Annotated in this window: 17 protein-coding genes; 6 read left to right on the top strand and 11 right to left on the bottom strand. The window is 61.0% G+C overall.

Translation table 11 applies throughout. The annotated features are described in order from the left end of the window. Window positions 1-63 precede the first annotated feature (63 nt). Window positions 64-2,490, bottom strand: coding sequence for a glycosyltransferase (locus tag BMZ66_RS00270; RefSeq protein ID WP_092668009.1), 2,427 nt, complete (start codon window positions 2,488-2,490; stop codon window positions 64-66). Window positions 2,491-2,854: 364 nt separating this feature from the next. Between BMZ66_RS00270 and BMZ66_RS00265 the strand changes: the two genes are divergently transcribed. After that, entirely contained in the window at window positions 2,855-4,243 is a 1,389-nt protein-coding gene (locus tag BMZ66_RS00265; RefSeq protein ID WP_143079989.1) for a glycoside hydrolase family 2 TIM barrel-domain containing protein, read from the top strand. A 151-nt stretch (window positions 4,244-4,394) separates the two neighbouring features. Here the strand turns inward: BMZ66_RS00265 and BMZ66_RS00260 are convergent, their stop codons facing one another. Continuing rightward, complete coding sequence (locus BMZ66_RS00260) at window positions 4,395-5,198, bottom strand: PhzF family phenazine biosynthesis protein (RefSeq protein ID WP_369407577.1); 804 nt, start codon at window positions 5,196-5,198, stop codon at window positions 4,395-4,397. Window positions 5,199-5,397: 199 nt separating this feature from the next. On the opposite strand from BMZ66_RS00260, the gene BMZ66_RS00255 reads away from it, so the two are divergent. Both BMZ66_RS00255 and BMZ66_RS24985 read left to right on the top strand, forming a co-directional pair. Then, a complete protein-coding gene (locus BMZ66_RS00255; protein ID WP_092668007.1) occupies window positions 5,398-5,967 on the top strand; it encodes an RNA polymerase sigma factor in 570 nt (189 codons plus the stop codon). After that, entirely contained in the window at window positions 5,964-7,718 is a 1,755-nt protein-coding gene (locus BMZ66_RS24985; protein WP_143079988.1) for a PorT family protein, read from the top strand. The genes BMZ66_RS00255 and BMZ66_RS24985 overlap by 4 nt, the downstream gene beginning before the upstream one ends. 17 nt (window positions 7,719-7,735) lie before the next feature. On the opposite strand, the gene hutI is transcribed toward BMZ66_RS24985, so the two are convergent. Together hutI and BMZ66_RS00235 are read right to left on the bottom strand one after the other, a co-directional pair. Further along, the gene (gene hutI / locus BMZ66_RS00240) at window positions 7,736-9,010 is read right to left on the bottom strand and encodes an imidazolonepropionase (RefSeq protein WP_092668004.1); all 1,275 of its coding nucleotides are present in this window, start codon (window positions 9,008-9,010) and stop codon (window positions 7,736-7,738) included. A 59-nt stretch (window positions 9,011-9,069) separates the two neighbouring features. After that, entirely contained in the window at window positions 9,070-10,191 is a 1,122-nt protein-coding gene (locus BMZ66_RS00235; RefSeq protein WP_092668003.1) for a spore photoproduct lyase family protein, read from the bottom strand. Between the two features lie 193 nt (window positions 10,192-10,384). Between BMZ66_RS00235 and BMZ66_RS00230 the strand changes: the two genes are divergently transcribed. Next, complete coding sequence (locus BMZ66_RS00230; protein WP_092668002.1) at window positions 10,385-10,918, top strand: 2'-5' RNA ligase family protein; 534 nt, start codon at window positions 10,385-10,387, stop codon at window positions 10,916-10,918. Window positions 10,919-11,259: 341 nt separating this feature from the next. Here the strand turns inward: BMZ66_RS00230 and BMZ66_RS00225 are convergent, their stop codons facing one another. From BMZ66_RS00225 to BMZ66_RS00210, 4 genes are all read right to left on the bottom strand, one after another. After that, complete coding sequence (locus BMZ66_RS00225) at window positions 11,260-13,143, bottom strand: gamma-glutamyltransferase family protein (RefSeq protein WP_092668001.1); 1,884 nt, start codon at window positions 13,141-13,143, stop codon at window positions 11,260-11,262. Between the two features lie 138 nt (window positions 13,144-13,281). Beyond that, window positions 13,282-14,829, bottom strand: a complete 1,548-nt coding sequence (locus BMZ66_RS00220) for a glycosyltransferase family 39 protein (protein ID WP_092668000.1) — start codon at window positions 14,827-14,829, stop codon at window positions 13,282-13,284. A 78-nt stretch (window positions 14,830-14,907) separates the two neighbouring features. Next, window positions 14,908-15,924: an alpha/beta hydrolase family protein gene (locus BMZ66_RS00215; protein ID WP_092667999.1), complete on the bottom strand. Its 1,017-nt coding sequence runs from the start codon at window positions 15,922-15,924 to the stop codon at window positions 14,908-14,910. 53 nt (window positions 15,925-15,977) lie between these two features. After that, complete coding sequence (locus BMZ66_RS00210; RefSeq protein WP_092667998.1) at window positions 15,978-16,223, bottom strand: hypothetical protein; 246 nt, start codon at window positions 16,221-16,223, stop codon at window positions 15,978-15,980. 54 nt (window positions 16,224-16,277) lie between these two features. Here BMZ66_RS00210 and BMZ66_RS00205 point away from each other — a divergent pair, with 54 nt between their 5' ends. Beyond that, window positions 16,278-17,627, top strand: a complete 1,350-nt coding sequence (locus tag BMZ66_RS00205; RefSeq protein ID WP_092667997.1) for a YfcC family protein — start codon at window positions 16,278-16,280, stop codon at window positions 17,625-17,627. A 197-nt stretch (window positions 17,628-17,824) separates the two neighbouring features. On the opposite strand, the gene BMZ66_RS00200 is transcribed toward BMZ66_RS00205, so the two are convergent. Continuing rightward, window positions 17,825-18,232 carry a DUF6960 family protein gene (locus BMZ66_RS00200; RefSeq protein WP_092667996.1) on the bottom strand — a complete coding sequence of 136 codons (408 nt, stop codon included), beginning with the start codon at window positions 18,230-18,232 and terminating at the stop codon, window positions 17,825-17,827. A gap of 131 nt (window positions 18,233-18,363) precedes the next feature. Beyond that, complete coding sequence (locus BMZ66_RS00195; protein ID WP_092667995.1) at window positions 18,364-19,041, bottom strand: hypothetical protein; 678 nt, start codon at window positions 19,039-19,041, stop codon at window positions 18,364-18,366. A 198-nt stretch (window positions 19,042-19,239) separates the two neighbouring features. Here BMZ66_RS00195 and BMZ66_RS00190 point away from each other — a divergent pair, with 198 nt between their 5' ends. Next, window positions 19,240-21,129 (top strand): alpha-amylase family glycosyl hydrolase, encoded by a 1,890-nt coding sequence (locus BMZ66_RS00190; RefSeq protein ID WP_234794923.1) that lies wholly within the window; start codon window positions 19,240-19,242, stop codon window positions 21,127-21,129. Between the two features lie 111 nt (window positions 21,130-21,240). Here BMZ66_RS00190 and BMZ66_RS00185 read toward each other — a convergent pair whose 3' ends face one another. Further along, the gene (locus BMZ66_RS00185) at window positions 21,241-21,870 is read right to left on the bottom strand and encodes a nitroreductase family protein (RefSeq protein ID WP_092667994.1); all 630 of its coding nucleotides are present in this window, start codon (window positions 21,868-21,870) and stop codon (window positions 21,241-21,243) included. Between the last annotated feature and the right edge of the window lie 133 nt (window positions 21,871-22,003).

Raw genomic sequence — 22,003 nt, 5'->3', positions numbered from 1 at the left:
GCAAAACCGCCTCCCAGCTTACTGCTTTGTAAGCTGGGAGGCGGCGCTCGTTTCCAGGGTTAGCTAATTTACCGGTTTCGGGCGTTGCTGCGCCAACGTCTTGGTGGGCTTTGCCCGCGGGGTGGCGGGCGTGAAAACCACGGCCTTCACCTCGGGGTAGCGGGTTTCCAGCTTGCTGGCCCACACATAGGAGTCGGAGGCGTAGGTCTGAGGCACAAACAAGATGATGGGCTTGCTCTGCATCTCAATCTGGGCCGCTATCTGCTCCCGGAATGGGGCGTAGCAGTTAGTAGCCATTTCTGGGGTTGCGGCAGTGGTGCGGCAGTCGCTGGCTATCCATGTCACGTTGGCGGCGCCGGGGAAATAAGTACCCACCGAATCGGGCCGCGGGGGCGTCCACACCCATACCACGGTGGTATCGCCGCTGGCGCGGTAGCTCTTCACCATGCGCTGCCATGCCTGGCGGTGCGCCGTCGGGCCGGTCTTTTTGAACATGGGCCGGAGCAGCACTTGGTTTTCGCGCGCAATGAGTTGCAGCACTTGCTGCTGAAAGAGCTGGTTGTTGGTAGCCGCGGTTTCGTCCATGTCCCAGGTAAGCACCGGAATGTCGCCGCGCTGGTTTATTTCCTCAATGGCCGCTACCGGCACTTGCGGTGGTGTGCCAGCGGGCAGCTCCAGGCTCACAATTTGCGTGGTGGCCTTGGCAGCCGGGCCCCAGGTTACGGCCGGCTGGGTGGAGGCTTCCGCTACAGGCCGCATGGCCAGCGGCGTGGCCGAGCCAGTGTTGGGCTGGCCAATGCGCAACGGGCCAAAACCGGTATGCGCCCAGATGTAGTCTTCAGAAATGCCCACTTGCTCGCGCCACTGCACCAAGATAAAGCCAGCCGTGGCCAGCGTGTGCAGAATGGCCAAGCCAGCTGCAAAAGCCACCGACCCCGTGCGCAGCCGGCGGGTGATGACACCCGAGCCAGAAGCCAAAATATTTTCAACCCACTGCTTGGCAGCGTGCAAGGGCCGCGTCGACCACAGGAACGACCGCAGCCTGTTGAGCAGCGCGTGCTGTGCCATAACCACCGAAATCAGCAGAATGGCAGCATTGATGAGGGCCAGCGTGGCCATGAGCTTGGTGTACGGCCCCCGAATGCCCTGCACCTGCATGCTATAGGCCGCCGCGCCAATGGATATGATGGCCAGCAGCAGGTTGGGCACGCACAGCAGCCACTCGTTTTTCACCTTGCCCTCTTTGGGAGTGGGCAGGTACGGCACCTTCACGTTGAGGAAGGTATAAACCAGGCCCAGCGAGTACACCCACCAAGTGGCAATGCGCAAAAACCCGCCCGCCAGGTGCAGCCCGGGCTCGTGGCGCTCGCGCAGCCACTGTTGGGCGTTGTAGCGAATGAGCAGGCCCACCATGGTAACCGGCAGCATGTGCACCGCAAACTCGGGCAGCGACAGGTGCCACGGAAACTCCAGCAGCAGCAGCGAGGCAATGGGCACGGTGATGTCAATCAGAGCCACGATGCCCGACAAGAAATACAGCGGCAGGGTGAGGTAGTGGAGGCGCTGCCGCCACGAGAAGTTCTTGAACAGCTTGGGGTAGACGTGGGCCAGCAAGTCGAACGTGCCCCGCGCCCATTTCAGCTGCTGCATGTAGAACGCGCCCAGCGACGACGGCACCAGCCCGCGGCTCACCACCACGGGGGCATAAATGGATTTCCAGCCGGCCGCGTGCAGGCGCATGGCCGTGTGCATGTCCTCGGTGAGGCCGGCCGCGTGGCCGCCAATGCCATCGAGGGCTACCCGGCGGAAGGTACAGTTGGCGCCAATGGCCTGCACCGTGTTGTAGCTGTTCATGCCCATCATCAGCGGGCCGTAGAAATGGTAGGTTTGCTCGGCCGCGCCCAGAGCCACCAGGCTGTCTTTCTGGTTGCCGTAGGCCTGCACCACTTGCACGTAGCCCACGGTTTCGTCTTCGAAATAGGCCATCACCTGGTCTAGGAAATCGGGGGTGACTTCGTGGTCGGGGTCGAGCACGACGCAAAACTCGCCGGTGGCCTGGCGCAGGGCGTTGTTGATGTTACCGGCCTTGGCGTGCTTTTTCTCAATCCGCGTCACGTGCACCACGCCCAGGCGTTCGCACACGGCGCGCAGCTCGGGGTCGTCGCCTTCGTCGCAGAGGTAGGTGGTGTGGGGGTAGCGCACGGCCACCAACGACTCCAGCGTGCGGATAATCATGTCGTGCGGCTCGCCAGGGCAGGCCGTGGTCAGCATGTCCACGGTGCGCAGCGGCGCATTTTCCGGCACGGCCGGGGCAATGGGCTCTTTCACGTGCACGTAGTGGTACCACTCGTGCAGCATGCGCAGCATCTTGTAGCACAGCGAGAAAGTGAGGAGCCAATACAGTGGGGCGTAGCCCATGTGGTCGGAGTCGGCGAACCACCAAAAGAACTGCGCCAGCAACGCAAGGCCTATCACCACCAAGATGCGCATTTGCTTTGTGCCCTTCGCGTCCTGAAATTGAACGGTAACACCTTCATGCGGCACTTTTTTTGGTGTTGTTTCCTCTACAGAAACAAGGTTATTTGCCATTGAAGCGGACGGACGTTTATCTTTTGACTGGTAGATATCACTAGACATGCTTGGTAATCAAAAACTTATAAAATAATTCAGCAATTTATCGAAGCTATACATCGCCAAAATTAGCGCTTACTACGTACGGCCCTTCAACTCCGCTGCCTTGCAAGTTTATTTTTTTTCGACATTTGAACTCATAAAAGTTTATTTATTCATTCCTATAGTTAAAAAACAGACCACTGTAATCGCAACAGTGCCTACTTTTAAATCTTACCTTTCAGTGAATTACCACCTTTTCAAACGAGCTGCTAAGCTATTTACTAGCTTGCTCGGAACTACGTTGCTGTTGTCGGGCTGCCAATCTTCTCCCGAATCAATTGTCGAAAAAATCACGCCACTAAATCCCGCCTCGGATGTAGTGCCGGTTCGGGTAGTACGCATCGATTCGAGCTACCAGCTTCAGCGCGCTGGCAAACCATACGTAATCAAGGGGGCGGCCGGAGTTCAGCACTTCGAAAAAATTAAAGAAAAAGGCGGCAACTCGGTGCGGTTGTACGCCCCGGCTTACGCCGATGTGCTCATGGACAAGGCCCACCAAAACGGCCTCACGGTCATGTTTGGCTTGTGGATGAAGCCGCCCTACGAGAAATTCGACTACTACGACCCCAAGGCCGTGGCCGAGCAGCAGCAAGAAGTGTACCGACAAGTGCAGCGCTACAAGAACCACCCGGCCCTGCTGATGTGGAACCTGGGCAATGAACTCGACAATCACTACGGTGATTTTAAGGTGTATCAGATTGTGAACGAAACTGTTAAAATGATTCACAAGCTGGACCCCAACCATCCGGTCACCACCACCATTACCGACGGTGTCTACGCCATCCCGTCTATCATTCACCTGTGCCCCGACATCGACGTGCTTACCGTCAACGTCTTCAACAAACTGGCCCAGCAGCCCGTGCGATTGGCCGAAGCGGGTTGGAAAGGGCCCTACATCATCGGCGAGTTTGGGGGCCGCGGGTGGTGGGAAGCCCCGCTCACCAGCTGGGAGGCTCCGCTGGACCAAAGCAGCTCCGACAAGGCCGAGTTTATGCAAGCCGGCTTTAAAATGACCGTCCAGGACCAAAGCTCACGCTGCCTGGGTGCTTACGTGCTGTACTGGGGCAACCGCTTCGAGCAGACGGATATGTGGCTGAGCATGTTTGCCCCGACGGGCGAAAAAACGCCCATGGTGGACATGATTCAGACCCTGTGGACGGGCCAGAAGCCGGCCAACCAAGCCCCGCAGGTAGGAGCCATCCGAGTTGCTAATAAGCTTGCCCAAGCCGACCTGGCCCTGGAACCCAATACCGACTACCCAGCGTCGGTGCCCGCCACCGACCCCGACGGAGACCCGTTGCGGGTGGAGTGGAAAATCACCCGTGACGTGGACGAGTTTCACACCCTGCCCCAAAACCGCACTGCCCCCGAAACCATCCCGGGCGCTATTCGCGAGGCCAAAGGCCTGAACGCCGTGATACGCACCCCCACCGAACGCGGCGGCTACCGCTTGCATGTGAACGTGTACGACGGGCAGGGCAGCGTGTCGAATAACAGCTTCCCGTTTTTCGTCGGCGTACTGGACACTCCACGTCTGGGTATTCACATGCCGCAATACCGGCGCTATTAGGGCAATTCACAAAGCCGAATGAATAGTAGCATGACCGTGCCCAGCCGGGACTTTGTAGTTCGCGTCCCTGAATGACACCCGAACGCGGTACGGCGCGGAGACGCGAACTACAAAGTCCCGGCCGGGCACGGTCGCGCTACATGTTTACGGCTCAATCCACCAGAATTTCCCCGGTCTTGTAGGTCACGGCGTAGCCGCTGATGTCCACCCGGTCGTGGCGCAGCCGGCACCAGAGGTCGCCGCCGCGGGGCGAAATCTGGCGGGCACGCAGCTCGGTTTTGCCAAGCTTTTCGGCCCAGTAGGGAATCAGGGTGCTGTGGGCCGAACCGGTGACGGGGTCTTCGGGCACGCCTACCCGGGGCGCAAAGAAGCGCGAGACAAAATCGATGCCCTCGGCGGCCGAGCCGGGCGCCGTGGCGATGACGCCCACGTATTCCAGGGCGGCAATGTGGGCAAAGTCGGGCTTGAGGGCCAGCACTTCGGCTTCGGTATTGAACACGGCCAGCACGTCGCGGGCAGCCAGCACGTGCACCGGGGTGGCACGCAGGCCATCGGTCAGGCCCGTGGGATGCGGCGCCAGCACTTGCGGCGGGCGCGAGGGGAAATCGAGAGTGAGGCGACCGTCGGCTTCACGCGAGACGTGCAGCGGGCCGCTCTGGCTATGAAAAACTACGGCCGGCTCGGCAAAGCCCAAGTGGGCAAACAGCACGTAGGCGGCCGCCAGGGTGGCGTGGCCGCACAAGTCAATTTCGACGGTGGGCGTGAACCAGCGGATGTCGTATTCGGCCGGTGCTCCGGCGCGGGGCACAATGAAAGCGGTTTCGGCCAGGTTGTTTTCGGCGGCTATTTGCTGCATCAGCTCGGCGGGCAGCCAGGCTTGCAGGGGGCACACCCCGGCGGGGTTGCCGGTGAAAGGTTTCTGAGCGAAAGAGTCGACGTGGAAGTAGCGTATCACGGATGGGGGCGGGTTTTTAAGGATTTCGCGGCTTGCTTTGGCAAGAATACGGCGCGCCGGGGTACGCGGGCGCCCCGCTGCCGCTTCCACAAAGGATTTTTGAAATAAATTTAAAGGCCATGCAACCGCAGTGGCACGGCGCCGGTCATGCCTCCACGAGGCAGGTGCTGTACAGCCTGCCTTCAGTCTACTTTCTCACATGCCGCCTCCCATTGCCCCGGTCGATGAGGCGCTGCTGGCGGCGTGCCGGCGCGGCGAATCGGCAGCGCAACACCGGCTTTACCAAAAGCTGGCCTACCTGCTGATGGGCGTATGCCTCCGCTACTGCCCTAATCGGGCCGAAGCGGAGGACGCACTGCAAAATACTTTTGTTAAAATCTTTACCCGCCTCGACCAATACCGCGGCCAGGGCCCTTTCGAGGCCTGGGCCCGGCGCATAGCCGTGACCACTTCCCTGCACGCCCTGGAGCAGTACCGCCTTCGGCACCAAGGCAGCAGCCACGACCCCGACGAGCTAGCCAACGACCTGCCCAGTGCCGAGCCCACGGCCCTGGACCAGCTGGCGGCCGACGACCTGCTGGCCCTGCTCGCCACCCTGCCGCCCGGCTACCGCACCGTGCTCAACCTCTATGCCGTGGAGGGCTACTCGCACCAGGAAATAGCCGAGCTGCTGGGCATTGCCGAGGGCACTTCCAAATCGCAGCTGGCCCGGGCCCGCCGGCTGCTCGAAAGCCGCCTGGCGGCCCATCATTCTCCGCAACTGCCATGACCGACCGCAAACCCGACGACTTGTACGACGCCCTGCGCGACCGCTTGGCCGACTACGGCCAGGAGCCGCCGGCGCAGCTTTGGGCCGGCATTAGGGCCCAGCTGCCGCCGCCCGTGGCCCAGCCCCAGCTGCGCAAACGTCGCCGCTGGAGCCCCGTGCTGCTGTTGGGCCTGCTGCTGGCCGTGGTGGGCGGCGCCGGCTGGCAGTGGTGGCGCACCACAAGCCCTGGCCCAACTGCTCGCACCCAACAGGAGCTGGCCACTTATTCGGCACAGTCTGGCACCAAGGCACCTACTGCTAACCCTGACTTAGCAGCTAGCCAACTTCCCGCCAACTCAGAAGCTGATGCTTCGCAGTCAGTTGAATCATCACGATTTATCAATTCAGAAATTGTTGGCGCCTTACCTGGCAAAGCGGGATATGCGTCAGAGTCGGGAGTTGGTGCCCGCACGGCGCCAGCGGCTGGAGCAGCAACGGGAGTGCCGGCAGCCGCTTCCATTGGCAGCGCTGCTTCGTCGGGTTCAGCAGCAACAAGGCGCGCTACAAGAGTTGACCGCGAGCCCGTGATTTCCGCCGCTAGTCCGGCCGCCAAAAGGCTGATTGCCCGTGGCAGGATTGCTAACGGCAGTGTCACGCGTAAGCAAATATCCTCCGGGCCAGACGTTCCGCCAGCTGCCCTGACATCATCTGTAGCCAGCCAGGCTGATCTGCCAGGCCAACCTGCTTTGGCAGGTCATGATAACCCTGAGAGGAAATCGCAAGTGCTTAATGGGATTGCAATGTCAGCTGCTCAATCGGGCTTGCCTCCTACCCCGGGCTCTGTTATTCAGCACAGCGGAGCGACTGCCATCACGACTACCGGAGCGCCTGCTGCACGAACATTCGAACTACCTAACTACGAGGCTGATGCAGGTAATAATAGCCGACTGCTGATGCGCCCGGTAATGCCTGCGCTGGCTGAGGCCCCGCCACGGCCTGTCCTACGCCTGAGTGTTGATACGCTCTCCCGCATTTCGAATATTCCGGCGCGGCGGTGGGCAGCTCAGGTTTTAGCTGGTCCGTCTCTCACCTACCGGAGATTAGGTGAGCAGGCGGCCTTGGGCAACTCGCCCTATGTAACACCATCGGCCTTTAGCCGCTTCCTCGATAATGTCGCACCCAATCAATTAGCTCAAGAGGAGAAAGCCAGCGCAGGGTTTGGCATTCAGGTGCAGGCCCACCGGATGCTGAATGGCCGCTGGAGCCTCAGCACTGGCTTGGGCTATCAGGAGTATGCGACCCAAACCACTTACTACTATTATCAACCGGTAACTACCGGTGTTCCTGGCCTCGGCTCTACTCCTATTTCTCCGGCCAGTATCGGGCCCAATCGGCTTACTCACCGCGATATCTACCGCTTCCTGACGGTGCCGGTGCGGCTGGGCTATGGCCTTGGGCAGGGCAGCGCCAGCCGCTGGTATTACGGCGTGCTGGCCGGCGCCGACGCTGCCATTTACGTCGGTGGCAAGAGCACCGGGGCCGATACTTCTCCCCGAAACTGGAGCAGCAGCGGCGCGCCGTACCGCCCTGTCAGCCTTAGCATTAGCGCGGGGCTCGACTTACGGTATCGGGCTACTTCTCGTGTAGAGCTGTTGGCACAGCCCACGGCTACTTACTTCGTGAACTCGCTGATGAAATCAGATTCGGAGCTAACGCCACGCTACCTTGTGGGCACGGGGGTTCTGTTTGGCCTTTCCTACGGGCTGCGCTAGCGCACAAACTGGCTGGCTTACGCTATCAGGGCACCGCCAATTACCACGTCGCGCACCGGATTCTCGCCCAGCCAGTACGGGACTTCAGCCACGCTGCTCACGTTTAGCACCAGCACATCGGCCCGCTTGCCGGGCTCCAGGCTGCCGCAGTCGTGCTGCTGTGCAATGGCCCAGGCGGCGTTGAGCGTCACGGCAGCTACTGCCTCCTTCGCGGTAAGGCCCATTTTGAGGCAGGCCACGGAGAGGGCGAGCCAAAGATTTTTGCTGGGGCAGGAGCCGGGGTTGAAGTCGGTGCTCACTGCTACCGGCAAGCCGCTGTCGATGAATTCGCGGCCGTCGGCAAACTTCTGCTGCCGCAGGAATAGCGGCACCAAGGGCAGCAACACCGCCACCGTGCGGCCAGCCGTCTGCTGCGCAATACGGGCCGCCGCGTCGGGCATGAGGTAGTCGCAGTGGTCGATGCTGGTGGCTCCTAGTTCGGCAGCCATTTCGCAGCCGCCCAAGTCGTGGAGCTGTTCGGCATGAATCTTTAGGCCAAATCCCATTTTGTGGGCCTGCTCCAGGTAGTACCGCGATACGTCGAGCGGGAAAGCCCCGTCCTCGCAGAAAATATCCACGAAAGCAGCTTCTCCTTTCAAATCCGAGAGCACCTCGCGCAGGATAAAATCGACGTAAGTCCGCGGGCCAGCCTCCTTGAACTCGGGCGGCACCACGTGCGCGCCCAGAAAGGTGGGCACCACCCGCACGGCCTGCTGCTGGCCGGCCTCGCGAGCCACCCGCACGAGGCGAAGCTCGGTGTCGCGGTCGAGACCGTAGCCGCTTTTGGCTTCCAGGGTGGTCACGCCGTAGCGGCGAAATCCTTTCAAGTGGTGCAGGGAATGGGCCAACAATTCTGCTTCAGAAGCGGCGCGGGTGGCCCGCACCGTGCTCAGGATGCCGCCACCCCCGGCCAGGATGTCCAGGTACGACTCGCCGCGCAGCTTGCGCTCAAATTCATCGGCCCGATTGCCGCCGAATACGAGGTGGGTGTGGCACTCCACCAGACCGGGCATAACCACGCAGCCGGAGGCATCGATGAGGCGGGTGTCGGGGCCGAGGTGGGCCAGGTTCAGTTTGCTCATGCGACCCACGGCCACAATCTTGTCATCAACGCACGCCACGTAGCCCTGCTCGATGATGGTCCAGCTGCTCAGGTCGGGGCCCGCCAATGGGCGGTCGGGGGGCCCGCCGGCCAGCGTCAGGACTTGCGCGGCGTGTTGAATGAGCAGCGTGTAGGGAGCGAAATCGGACATGGCGCGGACAGAGGGTGGGCTGGCAAATTACAACCCATCCTCTGAGTCCAAAGCCTGGCTTAAGTCCAGTACTGCACCGGCGCGTGTGGGAAGCGGCGCTGCCACTCGGTGTAGAACCACGCCTTCATGACCTTCATCTGCTCGGGCTGGTACACGTATTTAAGGCCACCAAACTTGTTGCGCTTCACGGCGCGGCCCTCCTCTTCGAGGTCGAGGCTGGTGTTGGGGTACCATTGCAGGAGAACGTCCTTCGAGCCCGGTGTGAAGCGGTGCGTGATGAGCTCCACGGTGAGGTCGCAGTCGAAATCGAACGCCACTTGCAGGCGGTCGAGCAGCTCGGTGTAGTGCTGCTGCCAGTCGGGAATGGGCATAATGGGGGCCAGCACCACGCCCACCGGGTAGCCAGCGCCACCTGCAGCCACGGGCAGAGCAAGCTTGCGCATGGCCTGAATCCGGGCCTCGACGGAGGCCGTACCACCCTCCAGGCGCCGGACCACAGGCTCGGCATTAAGGGAAAAGCGGGCGCGGGTGCGGCCGTGGTGGGGCACATCGAGCAAGGGGCCGATGTGGTCGTATTTGCTCACAAAGCGCAGCTGAGCGCCTTCGCGGGTGCTGAAATGGCGCACGGCCTCGGCCAAGCTGCCGGTGAGGTGCTCGATGCCCAGCACGTCGGTGTAGCAGCTGGCTTCGAAGCTCACCACGCGGCCGGGCTGCTCATACGTAGTGGTGTTGGCCAGCAGCTGGGGCAGGTTGGCAAAGGCCTTGACCACGGGCGGGCCGCTGAGGCTGCCGGCCAGGTAGCAGTACTGGCAGTGGGCGGGGCAGCCTTCGGCCAAGTTCAGCTGCCAGTCGGCCGAGGGGGGAGTGGGCTGCAGGCGCAGGGCCCCGGGGGGCGCCTTTACTATAGCCAAAGTGTTTTTGGCGGTGCGGTAAGTGGCGCGCACATCGTCGCCGCGCAGGCCGGTGAGGCGGTTGCTTTTCAACAGCTCCACTTCCAGGTTTTGGGCCGATACGCGGGCCAGGATTTGCTGGCCAAACTCCTCGTCCAAAGCATCGGGTGTGAACACCACGCGCTGCGGCAGCCAGAGCTTGGCCGAGTGCGTGCGCGGGGCCAGAGCGGGCGCGGGCTGGTCGGTGAGCAGGGTGTCAGAAATGGAAACGAGAGAGCCAGCAGTGAGCATAAAATCGGATTGGTGACGGATATTTTAGTAACGCTTTCCACCCCGAATTAAGTCCTCAAAATGCGTCTTTTTGGGCTTTTTTGGCAATATCCACACATGCAAAACCTTCTGCATTGCCGGTAGTTAGCCCGAGCCAAAATCAGCGAATTTTAACCGCTTCACGTAATTCTAGACGCTTCGTTTTCTTCTGCCCATGTCCTACCCCACTGCTGCCCCGCTCATTCTGACCCTGGCGTTGGACGATGCGGCCCAGACCTACTTCAACGCCCTGCGGCGCGAGCATTTTCCGCCCAAAATCAATTACCTGGCGGCGCACCTCACCCTCTTCCACCACCTGCCCGGCCGTGACCTTGAGGCCGTGGTCGAGGAGCTGCGCAGCTGCTGCCTGGCGCAGTGCGAACTTATGCTGCAAGTCACGGGCCTGCGCTCGCTGGGCCGCGGGGTGGCGTTCACGTTGGAAAACGAGGAGCTGCGCGCCTTGCACCGCCAGCTGCAACAGACGTTTTCGGCCCACCTCACACCCCAGGACCAGCAGAAGCTGCAGCCCCACGTCACCATTCAAAACAAGGTGGAGCCTGCCGCGGCCCGGGAGCTGCTGGCCCAGCTTCAGGCCGACTTTGCGCCTTTTTGTGCCGTGGGCACTGGGCTGCAGCTTTGGGCTTATCAGAATGGGCCGTGGGAGGCGCTGGAATATTTTCCGTTTAAGGCCGCGGTCAGCGTGTTGTAGCTGAGATTGATGCGAGCTTTTTATTGAGCTCGGCTTTTCCAGCGTGTCTGAGCTGTTTGGGAATACAAAAAACCTATCATTCTGAATAAAGCGAAGGGGATTGGAGCAGTGCCAGCATCGGTGGGCAGTAGCGCGAACTCTGTAGTTCGCGTCCCCGGCGGAAACCCGAACGAATTTAATGGCGCGGGGACGCGAACTACAGAGTTCGCGCTACTGCCCACTTACACCAAAACCACGCTAAGCCCCTTGAATGGCCAATATTCGGACGTGATAAGGTCCTTCGCTCTGCTCAGGATGACAGAGGTTCAAAAAATCTCCTCAGTAAGTTCTACCCCTTCCTCCTACCACCCAATTCCATAATCCTCGCCGTGGTTGCTGGAGCCGCCCCAGAGGCTGCCGTGCTGCCAGTCGAAGTAGATGGCATTGATGGGGCCGCTGGTGCGGTCCTCAAAAGTCATGGTGTAACCCAGCTTTTTAAGCTCTTCCCGCACCTGTTCGGGGGTGCTTTTATTGAGTAGTATGTGGCCGGGCTTGGGTTTGCGGTCGTCGGTTTTGGAGCCGCCCAGCGAGAGCCACAGCTGGTTGGTGTTGAAGTTGGCGGCCTCGGAGGCTTGCTGCACGGTCATGCCGAACTCTACTACATTGAGGAAAAACTGCAGCAGGTTCTGGTCCTGAGTGTCGCCGCCTTGCACGGCGAATGACAGGAAGGGCTTGCCGTCTTTGAGGGCCATGGAGGGCGTTAGGGTCACGCGGGGCCGCTTGCCAGGGGCCACTACGTTAAATGGGTTTTGAGTGGGTTCCAGCACGAAGCTTTGCATGCGCTGGCTCATGCCCACGCCTGTGTTGCCGGCCACGCAGGCCGGCAGCCAGCCGCCGCTGGGCGTGATGGACACCACCCAGCCTTCTTTGTCGGCGGCTTCCATGGTGGTGGTGCCCAGCCACAGGCGCTCCTGGTATTCGGCGGCAGGCGAGTTGTTGCTGCCCAGGTCGTGCTTGGGGGCAAAGTTGCGTTTTGTGGTGTCCATTTCATAACCCCGGGCCTTGAGTTGCTTGAGGTAGGGGTTTTTCTTGCCCTCAAACGGGTAAGGGTCGCCGGGGCCGATGCGGGGGTCGTTTTGCTGGTATTGGATGAGGCGGGCCCGCTGCTTGGCGTAGGCCTTGCTGAGCAGGCCCTTCATGGGTTCTTCGGGAGCGGCGTAGTTGTCACCGTAGTAAAAGTCGCGGTCGGCAAATGAAAGGCTCATGGCCTGGTACACCGTGTGGATGTACTTGGAACTGTTGTAGCCCATGGCCTTCAGGTCGAAGTTCTCCAGAATGTTGAGCCCCTGCAGCATGGCGGGTCCCTGGGTCCATTGCTGCAGCTTGTACACGTCCACGCCTTTGTAGTTGACCATGAGCGGCGCCTCTTCCAAGGGTTTCCAGCGGGCCAGGTCTTGCATGGTAATCAGTCCGCCCTGCTCTTTCGAGCCGCGCACAAATTCCTGGGCAATGTCGCCAGTATAGAACCGGTCGTAAGCGGCCATGATGGCATCTTTCCGGCTTTTACCCTGTTTTAAGGCTGCTTTTTCCGCGTCTACCAGTTTGGTCAGCGTTTGCAGTAGGTCTTGCTGCACAAATATTTCGCCGGCCTCGGGTGCTTCCCGCTCCTGGCCGGGGTGCGTCAGAAACAGTTTTTTGCTGTAGGGCCATTGTTTCAGCAGCGCTTTGTTTTTCTCGATGCTGTTGGCCGTCTGCGCCTCAATGGGGTAGCCGGCAGCCATTTCCATGGCCGGGGCCAGCACCTGCTCCAGGCTGAGAGTGCCGTAGTTGGCCAGCATGTGCATGAGGCCGCCCGGGGTGCCGGGCGTGGTGGCGGCCAATGGGCCGTTCTCAGGCGGAAAGTTGTACCCTTTGCTTTTAAAGAACTTGGGAGTAGCTCCGGTAGGCGCCACGCCCATGGCATTGATGGCAATGACCTTTTTGGTGTTCGGGTTGTAAATCAGCGCCTGGGTTTCGCCGCCCCAGCTCAGCACGTCCCACATGGTGCAGGTGGCGGCCAGCATGGCGCAGGCCGCATCGACCGCGTTGCCGCCTTTTTGAAACGTCATGGCCCCAGCCGTCGCGGCAAGGGGTTTGCCCGTTATCGCCATCCAGTGCTTGCCGTGCAGCGGGGGTTTCTGGGTTTGTTGGGCGAGACCAGGCAACGAAAAGGCAACCAATGCCAAGAGTACGTAGAGCCGTTTCATAAAATCAACGTCGGTAAAGCGTTTGTGAAGCTAAATGTACTGGAAACCAAAGTCACGGCTTTTAGCTGCTGAAGGAAGCTCAGCAGTTACGTTTTGGGCAATTCGTAAAATCAGGGGCAGTGGTCAGCGCTTAGAGGTTTACCGAGCACGGGCAAGCTTGGCTTCGCCTTCCCACAACCCCAGCGCGGTGCGCCGCTCACGCGCTATCAGGTTCAGCACGGCGCTGTCGGGGCGAATGCCGATGGTGATGTGTGTGCCTTGCTCGCGAGCGAAGGAGTCGGTGACGGTGCCAAACCGACGGTACGCGGCAAAATGCGGGGCGATTTCATCGTCGGGTTCGTCGTCGACAATAATGATGGCCTGACACTGGCCCACCGGCGGGTACCAGTATATAAAGCTGCCGTTGAGGCTGTTGGCGGCAGGCAGGGCGCGGTGGCGGTTGTAGTAGTTGATGGCACTGGCCTGGCCGTAGTTGGCGCAATGGATGAGGGTGTGGCGCTGGACGGAATCGGGCAGGCTGCGGTAGGCGGCCCAGGTTTTGTCGGCCATTTCGCGCCAGCCCAGCATGTCGGCGTAGTCCTGGGGCAGCTGGTGCTGCTGGCCGTCTTCCCAGCGGTACACGCCCAGGCTTTCGTATTTGGGGCGCAGCGCCGCCATGGCAGCCGGGCTGCTCAAGGGGTACACCAGCGGCAGAAACGCCAGGTGGCAGGCCAGCGGCACGGCCAACAGTACCGGCTGCGCCAGCCGCTTCCATCGAAACCGGGTCAGCAGTTGCTCCCACCACACGGCCCCGAACGCGAACAGCACCGGGTAATAGCCCAGAGCGTAATAATCCTTACCGTGCAGCGCGGCCAGCAGGCCTACGCCCAGCACCGCCACCAGCCCCACCGCTCGGTACGGCCGAAACTGTCGCGCTAGCAGCACGCCCAGCAACCCCGGCACCCAAATCAAGAGCGCCGGAAAACACATCCGCAACTGGGTTCTCCAGAAATCGGCGGCTTCAACGTGCACCAGCTGGCTTTCCTTCAGCAGGGCCATGTGGTACAGAAAAGGAATGCCGTGGCTGATTTGCCACCCCAGATTTGGCAGCCACAGCAGCAACGCCAGGCCCGCCGCTCCCCAAAAGTGGCGGTTGGTCAGCAGCCGCCGGGCTGGCGTGAGCAACAGCGCCCCGCCCAGCGCGGCAATGAAAAACAGCGTGGTGTATTTGTTCAACAACCCGAAACCCAGCCCCAGGCCCAACAAATACAGGTAGCGCGGCCGCTCCTCCTGAAAAAAGCAGACCAGCCAATAAAGGCACGCCAAAAACCCAAATACCTCGAACGAATTGGGCTGGAACAACAGATTCAGCCGCGCAAATGCTGTGGTCAGATAGCAAATACCTGCCAGGGTTTGCGCAAACCAACCACCGCCCAACCGCCTGGCCAGCCGCACCACCAGGTAAATAGTGGCCGCGCCCCAGAGAAACGGCCAGAATTTCACCCAGCCCTCGGCCCCGCCCAGCGCCATCGTGGCCCATCCCTGCGCCGCAATGAGCGGCGGCACTTCCAGGTAGCCCCAGGCCAGGTGCTGGCCGTGGTTGAGGTAGAGGTATTCGTCGCGCTGCAGCTCATAAGCGGGGCTGATGAGGAAGTAGCCCAAGATAAATTTGAGCAGGGCGAAGGCCAGCGGGAGGAACCGTTTCATGCGAAGCAAGGTAGGAAGAGTTGCCGCGTAACCATAGCGGTTTGCGCATATAACCTTTCCTTGCTTCGGCAGGCAACCCTACTTCATAATTCCGGCCCAGTGCAGAAAGTCCCTCCCCACTTTATCCCAATACCAGTCATCGTAGTTAATCTGTCCGTCTTTAAAGCCGAAGAAGTTGTGCTCGCGGCCAGGATACGCGCGAAAGGTGAAGTTGGCCTTGTGCAGCCGCATGGTTTCCAGCCGCAGGTAGTCGTTGGCCACCGCAGCGTGGTCCCGGGTGCCGTAACCAATAAATACTGGCACTCGCGCAGCGAGCAGAAAGGGCAGTAGTGACTCCCCAAACGAATACACGTTTTTGTTGCTGTCCGCATACTGACGGCAGTCGGACTGCGTGGGACTGTCTACTCCTCGCTGCCACTTCGCGAATCCTGCTTCGGCGTCGGCTGCGGTGCTTTCAGTGTCGTTCGGGTCGCGGGCAACTTCGGTGAGGGCCCGACCCAGGGGGCTTCCGCTCAGGTACACGGCGTGGCTCACCAACCCCGGCACGGCCGCCAGCCGCGCCACCACCGCGCTGCCCTGCGAGTGGCCCCCAACCAGCACCCGTGCTTTATCCACCCAAGGCTGCTTTTTCAAATAGCGCAGCACGGCTTCTTCGCGCCGTGCGTAGTACTCGAGATGATTCCGCTCGCAGTAATACGGCGTCAGGCCCCCCTGCGAAAACATCTTGTTGGGGTCACGCCCTTCCACATCTGCCATTAGCGGAATGCCAGGTTTCCCAATAATGGCCAGGTGGCAGGTAGCAGCCAGCGAGTCGAGCCCGGCCTTGCCCGCAAACGGAAACACGCTATAGGGCCCCTGCTTATCGTATAGTATCAACGGCTGTGGCAGCGAGCCTTGCAACCATAGTAGCAGCGGCTTGCGTACCAACTCCTCGCCTTTTTTGGCCTTCACCAACACATTCACGCTGTCTTTGCCAAACATCACCACCTGGTGGCGGTAGCCAAAGTCCTCGGGGGTGCGGGGTTTGGCGTTTTGAGCGGCCGCAGGCAACTGCAGCCACCCCAGCAACACGGCAATCAGGAATAACACCCGCATTCGGTTCTTCAATTCAATCTTCCTGGCAACGTTATCCAGGCGTAGCAAGGACGCTAAAGATTGCCCGGCAGTCGCACCAGTTTCAGATAATCGCTCAATCCGTTCGGCGTTTGAAACACGTGGATGAAGAGAATCTGCTCCTCTCCGCGGCTGCGCCAAATCTCCGCATAGAAGCCCTCCACGGCGAACAGCGTCAGGTCGAAGCTGTCCTCCTGGCGCTCGGCCAGGCGGTGGCCGTGCCGGGCAAGGTGCTCGGCCTGGCGGCGCTGGTGCAGGGCTTTGAAGTCCGTAATGGTCATGGGTGCGGAACCGTGGTTTTGCAAAGTTCGTGCGGAGCCGCCCTACTTTGTGCCATGAACACCTTTCGCTTTCCCCACCCGCTGGTGCTGCTGGTGGGCTTCATCATACTGGCGGCAGCGCTGAGCTACGTGCTGCCCGCCGGCCGCTTCGACCGCCAAAAAGACCCCGTGACCGGCCGCGACGTGGTGATTGCCGGTTCCTACCACCGCGTGCCCTCCACGCCCGTAGGCCCGCTCGAGATGTTGGTAGACATTCCCAAAGGACTGGCCGATGCCGCGGCCGTGGTGTTCCTCATCTTTCTGGCCGGCGGCGCCTTCACGGTAGTGGACCAAACCGGAGCGCTGCGCCACGGTGTCGACTGGCTGCTGACCCGTGCCCAGGGCCGCGAAGTGGTGGTGATACCGCTCGTGAGCATTCTTTTCGCCACCATGGGCGCCCTCGAAAATATGGGCGAGGAAATCATCCCGCTGGTGCCGGTGCTGCTGGTGCTGATGCGACGACTGGGCTACCCTACTCTCACGGCCGTGGCGGCCAGCGCAGGGGCAGCGTTTGTGGGTGCCTCGTTCAGTCCCATCAACCCGTTTCAGGTGGGCATTGCCCAAAAGCTGGCGCAGCTGCCGCTACTCTCGGGCGGCGCCTGGCGCATGGCCTTCCTGGCCGTGGCCGTCACCATCTGGATAATCGGCACCATGCGCTACGCCACTCGCCACCGCGTACAGCCCGAAATCACGCCCGATGAAATTGAGGCCGACCGGCGCGGGGCCGGGCGCCACGGGCTGGTGCTGCTGCTGATGCTGGTTACGTTCGCCGTGTTTGCCTACGGTGTATTGAAGCTGGGCTGGGACTTCGAGCAGATGTCAGCGCTGTTTTTCGTGCTGGGTGTGAGCGCCGGTTTACTGGGCGGCCTCGGCGCCACCGGCACTGCCGAGGGCTTCGTGGCGGGCTTCCGTGACATTGCCTTTTCGGCCATTCTGATTGGTTTCGCCCGCGCCATTTTCGTGGTGCTGGAGCAAGGCAACATCGTGGATACCATCGTCAATGGCCTCGCCTCGCCCCTGGCCCACCTGCCCGTCACTTTCGCCGCGCTGGGCATGATGGCCGTGCAAACGGCCCTGCACGTGCCCGTGCCCAGCGGCAGTGGGCAGGCCACCCTCACTATGCCCCTGCTCACACCCTTGTCTGACCTCATCGGCCTCTCGCGCCAGGTAATGGTGCTAGCGTTTCAGTACGGCGCCGGCCTCTGCGAGCTGATTACGCCCACCAATGGCACCCTCATGGCCATGCTGGCGGCGTGCGGCGTGCGCTTCGAGCAGTGGCTCAAGTTTGTGTGGCCGCTGTATGGAATTTTGATTCTGTTGGGCATTGCCAGTGTGGTGGGCGGCATTGCGGTGGGACTGAAATAGGGCGCGTCGCGTGGTGGAAACCTCACCCCCGGCCCCTCTCCCGCGGAGAGGGGAGCCATAGCACAAGAAATCAGTAACTTTTAAAACTAAAAGCCCCACTGCTAATTGCAGTAGGGCTTTCGGTTACGGTTGGATTCGTCAGGCTCCCCTCTCCGCGGGAGAAGGGCCGGGGGTGAGGTTCCCCGCGTAAGAGCCACCTAATCAGCCCGCAGCTCCGAAGCTTGAAATATGCGCGGCAGCTTGCGCTTGCGCTCCACAATCTGATACGACGCCGTATCAGTGCTCTCATCCCAGAATACATCCGACACGTGCCCGAAGTGGCGGTATTGCCCCGGCTCGGGCGTCACTTCCTCCACCGAATCGCCGAAACTGAACTTGGGCTTGTGGTAAATTTCCTTGAACAGCTCTGGCCGCACCAGAAACTGCTGCTCGTCGTAGCGGATGGTGACCCACTCCCCTTCTTCGTCCTCGCTGATTTTCTCAAACAGCTTGCCCACCGGCTCCAGCAGCTCAAACGAGCGGCGGTTGGCAGGATGAATATACCGGAAGCCGTACTCAGGCGACCAGCCGTAAAGACCAAAAATGACAGGTTTGGGACGACGCATTCTTCTTTTTCAGGGACCAAATTATTCAGAGAGTCCACAACAAACTGAAGGCCAAAATTGCTCATTCCCGCGCCAAATCCTTGCACATTGTAGCCCTGTTTTGTCGTAATTCTCACAGTAGCTGTGCGCTGCTAGCTGTTGATGGCTTTGCGCAGGTGGGCCAGCAAGCGGTCGCGGTGGGCGGGGCCGTCGTGCAGTTTGTCGAATGCGATGCGGTGCTCTTTGCCATCGGTACGGCGCACCACTACGCCGGTGGCCCCGTCGGGGTCGGCGCTGGCGATATCCGACCAATTCAAAGTATGCTCCTTGCCAAAGCGGCCCGTGCGCACGGCAAAGCCATCGGCGTGCAGGTGCAAATAGGTGCGGCCGGTGAGCTGCTGCATCCGGAAGGCCAGTACCACATACGCCACCCCCACGGCGGCATACACCCACGGCAACGCATGGAACCGCGGCGCAGCGCCGGCCAGCTCGGCCTCGTGGTGGCGGTGCCAGATGTGGTAGCTCTCAATGAAGAGAATAGCCGCCGCCGCCAGCTCCAGCCACGCCACCCGCTCGGTATGAAACGGGTTGTGCCGCAGGTGCCGCAACTCCCGCACCAGCAGGCTCAGGTAGGCCACACCCACCATTATTTCGAGGGCGACGAGTAACGAAAAAGGCTCCCGGCCCGAAAGAATGGGCACCACGGCGAGCACAAAGACGATGGCCGGCCCGATGTGCCCCAGAGATTTAGCGACCTGGCGCCGAAGATGGCGCTGGTGAAAAAGCGTGGTGCGGGCCTGCGTTTCGGGCGTGGGGTTGGCAGCATTCATGCCCGAAAGTCGGCAAAAAAATACCGGCGCTGCAAGGCCCCTGGCCGGCCCCGCCACACGGGCCAGGCAGGGAGTGCTTTGTAGGTGGCATACGGAGCCATTTTGGCCGAAACCCGGCCGTTCTCGTATTGTCGAGCTATCACCGTCCTGCATCGGCCGTATTTTCGGCTGCCCGGGCGGCGAACTTCTTATTCTTCAATGCCTCCCGCTCACGCTTCCGTACCCGGCCGCGCCAAAGTCGCGCCTCAACCCCCTGTTAAAAAACCAACCAAAAAAGCTCCTTCGCTGCCCTCTGCTACCCTGCAGCCGGGCATGGGCGCCATGCCCCACGCCGCCGGCACCACGTTCCGCGTGTGGGCGCCCCACGCCGAAGCTGTAGCCGTTATCGGCTCCTTCAATGACTGGGATGCTTCGCGAAACGCCCTGCAGCTGGAGGGCGACGGCTACTGGGCCACCGACGTTGCCGGCGCTGAGCCCGGCGACGAATACAAATACCACATCACCTACCAGGGCAAGGAGTTTGACCGCAACGACCCCTATGCCCGCCAGGTGACCCATTCGGCCGGCTCCTCGGTGGTGCACGACCCGCATTTTGACTGGGGCAACGACAACTTCCAGATGCCCGCCTGGAACGAGCTGGTGATTTATGAGCTGCACGTGGGCACCTTCAACGCCCCCAATGCCAGCCATGTGGGCACGTTCCTCAGCGTGGCCGAAAAAATGCCTTACCTGCGCGACTTGGGCATCAACTGCATCGAGTTGCTGCCGGCTACCGAGTTTCCGGGCAGCCGCTCGTGGGGCTACAACCCTTCCAACCCCTTCGCGCTGGAAAGCGACTACGGCGGGCCAATGGCTTTCAAGGAAATGGTGAAAAAAGCCCACGAGCACGGAATCGCCGTGGTGCTCGACGTGGTGTACAACCACTTCGGCCCCGGCGACCTCGACCTGTGGCAGTTTGATGGCTGGAGCGAAAACGACGGCGGCGGCATTTACTTCTACAACGACTGGCGCGCCCACACACCCTGGGGCGACAACCGCCCCGACTACGGCCGCCCCGAGGTGCGCCAGTACATCCGCGACAACGCCATGATGTGGCTGCACGACTACCGCGTCGACGGCCTGCGGGCCGATGCCATTGCCTTTGTGCGCAACGTGCACGGCGAAGGCGACCCCGCCGCCGACCTGCCCGATGGCTGGAGCCTGATGCGCTGGATAAACGAGGAGATTGACCGGACCATGCCCTGGAAAATCACCATTGCCGAAGACATGCGTGGCAACTCCAGCATCACCGAAACCATCGAGAAAGGTGGCCAGGGCTTCAACTCGCAGTGGGACAACCAATTCCTCAACCCCATTGTGCGGGCCCTCACCACGCCCGAAGACACCGACCGCGACATGCACGCCGTGGCTGAAGCTCTGACCGTCAGCTACAACGGCGATGCTTTCCGCCGCGTCATCTACACCGAAAGCCACGACGAAGTAGCCAACGGCAAAGCCCGCCTGCCCGAGGAAATCATGCCCGGCGACGCCGCCCACTGGTTCCCGAAAAAGCGCGCCACCCTGGGCGCGGCCCTCGTTCTCACCGCCCCCGGCATCCCCATGCTGTTTCAGGGCCAGGAGTTCCTCGCCGATGGCGCCTTCGTCGACACCGAGCCCTTGGACTGGGAGCGCGCCGAAACCCGTGCCGGCCTCGTGCACCTCTACCGCGACCTCATTGCCCTGCGCCGCAACATCCGCGGCAACTCGGCGGGGTTGGGCGGCCAGCACACCCACGTCTTTCACCTCAATAACGCCAACAAACTCGTCGCCTTCGCCCGCTCTACCGGCCAGGAAGGCCCGGGCGAAACCACTGTCGTCGTTGCCAACTTCGCCAACAAAGTATACGAGGGCTACACCATTGGCCTGCCCGGCCCCGGCCATTGGCAGGTGCGCTTCAACAGCGACTGGCAGGGCTACGACGGCGAGTTTGGGGATTTTGAGAGCTTCGGCACGGAAGCTATTAAAGGAGAATACGACGGCTTCAAGTGGCACGGCACCATCGGAATTGCGCCGTATGCGGTGCTGATTTTGTCGCAGGAGCAGCATTAAACTGTTACTGCCTCGCTTGGACACAAAAAAGCCACTACAGAAACGTAGTGGCTTTTTTGTTGGAGAATGTTAGGCCCACTTTACTTCCGAAAGCGAGCCTTCGAAACCTACTTATACGTCGGCCTGGTCGTAGCGCTCGTCCTGCAACCCGGGCCAGCCGCCTTCAAACACAAACTCTGCCAAGGGCTTGCGCGTGCGGGCAGCGGTTTCCTTATCGCGCAGCGCATCAGATAGAAGGCTGGCATCGCCGGGGTAGCCAATGGTGAACACGGCCACTGGCTCGTAGCCGGCGGGAATACTGAAGGCTTCGCGGATTTTATCGGTCGAGAAGCCCGCCATCTGGTGGATTTGCAGACCTAGCTCCGTGGCTTGAATGGCGAGCGTGGCCGTGGCCTGGCCCACGTCGTGCCGGGCCCAGGCGTTGGGGTTTTCATCGTGCGAGAAGTGGAGCTTGGCAATGCTCACAACCAGAACGGGGGCGTTTTTGGCCCATACCTGGTTAAATTCGCCCATGCTGTTCAGTATTTTATTGTAGGCTTCGGCGCTGGTTTCGCGGTTGCCCACGAGGTAGCGCCAAGGCTGCTCGCCAAAACAGGAAGCAGCTGAAGACGCCGCTGCAAAAACCTGCTTCAGGGCATCGGCGGGCACGGGTTGGTTGGTGTAGGCGCGGGGGCTGCGGCGCTGCGTTAGCACCGGCAGAACAGGGTGTTCGAGCGTGAGAATGTTGGTGGTATCGGCCATGTGGCAAGTTCAAATGGGGTGGGGCAAGCCGTGAGCTCGCCGCCAGTGTGAGGATTGATTGTAGCGCGCTTAACAACTGTCGCGCTCCGAAGTTTTGGCGGCCAAGGCCGCATCACATTGCCCGCGTCTTCGA

The sequence above is a fragment of the Hymenobacter arizonensis genome, assembly GCF_900115775.1.
In the GTDB taxonomy this organism is placed as follows: Bacteria; Bacteroidota; Bacteroidia; order Cytophagales; family Hymenobacteraceae; genus Hymenobacter; species Hymenobacter arizonensis.
The sequence above is the reverse complement of the archived record's forward strand: the minus strand, read 5'-3'. Positions and strand labels throughout refer to the sequence as shown.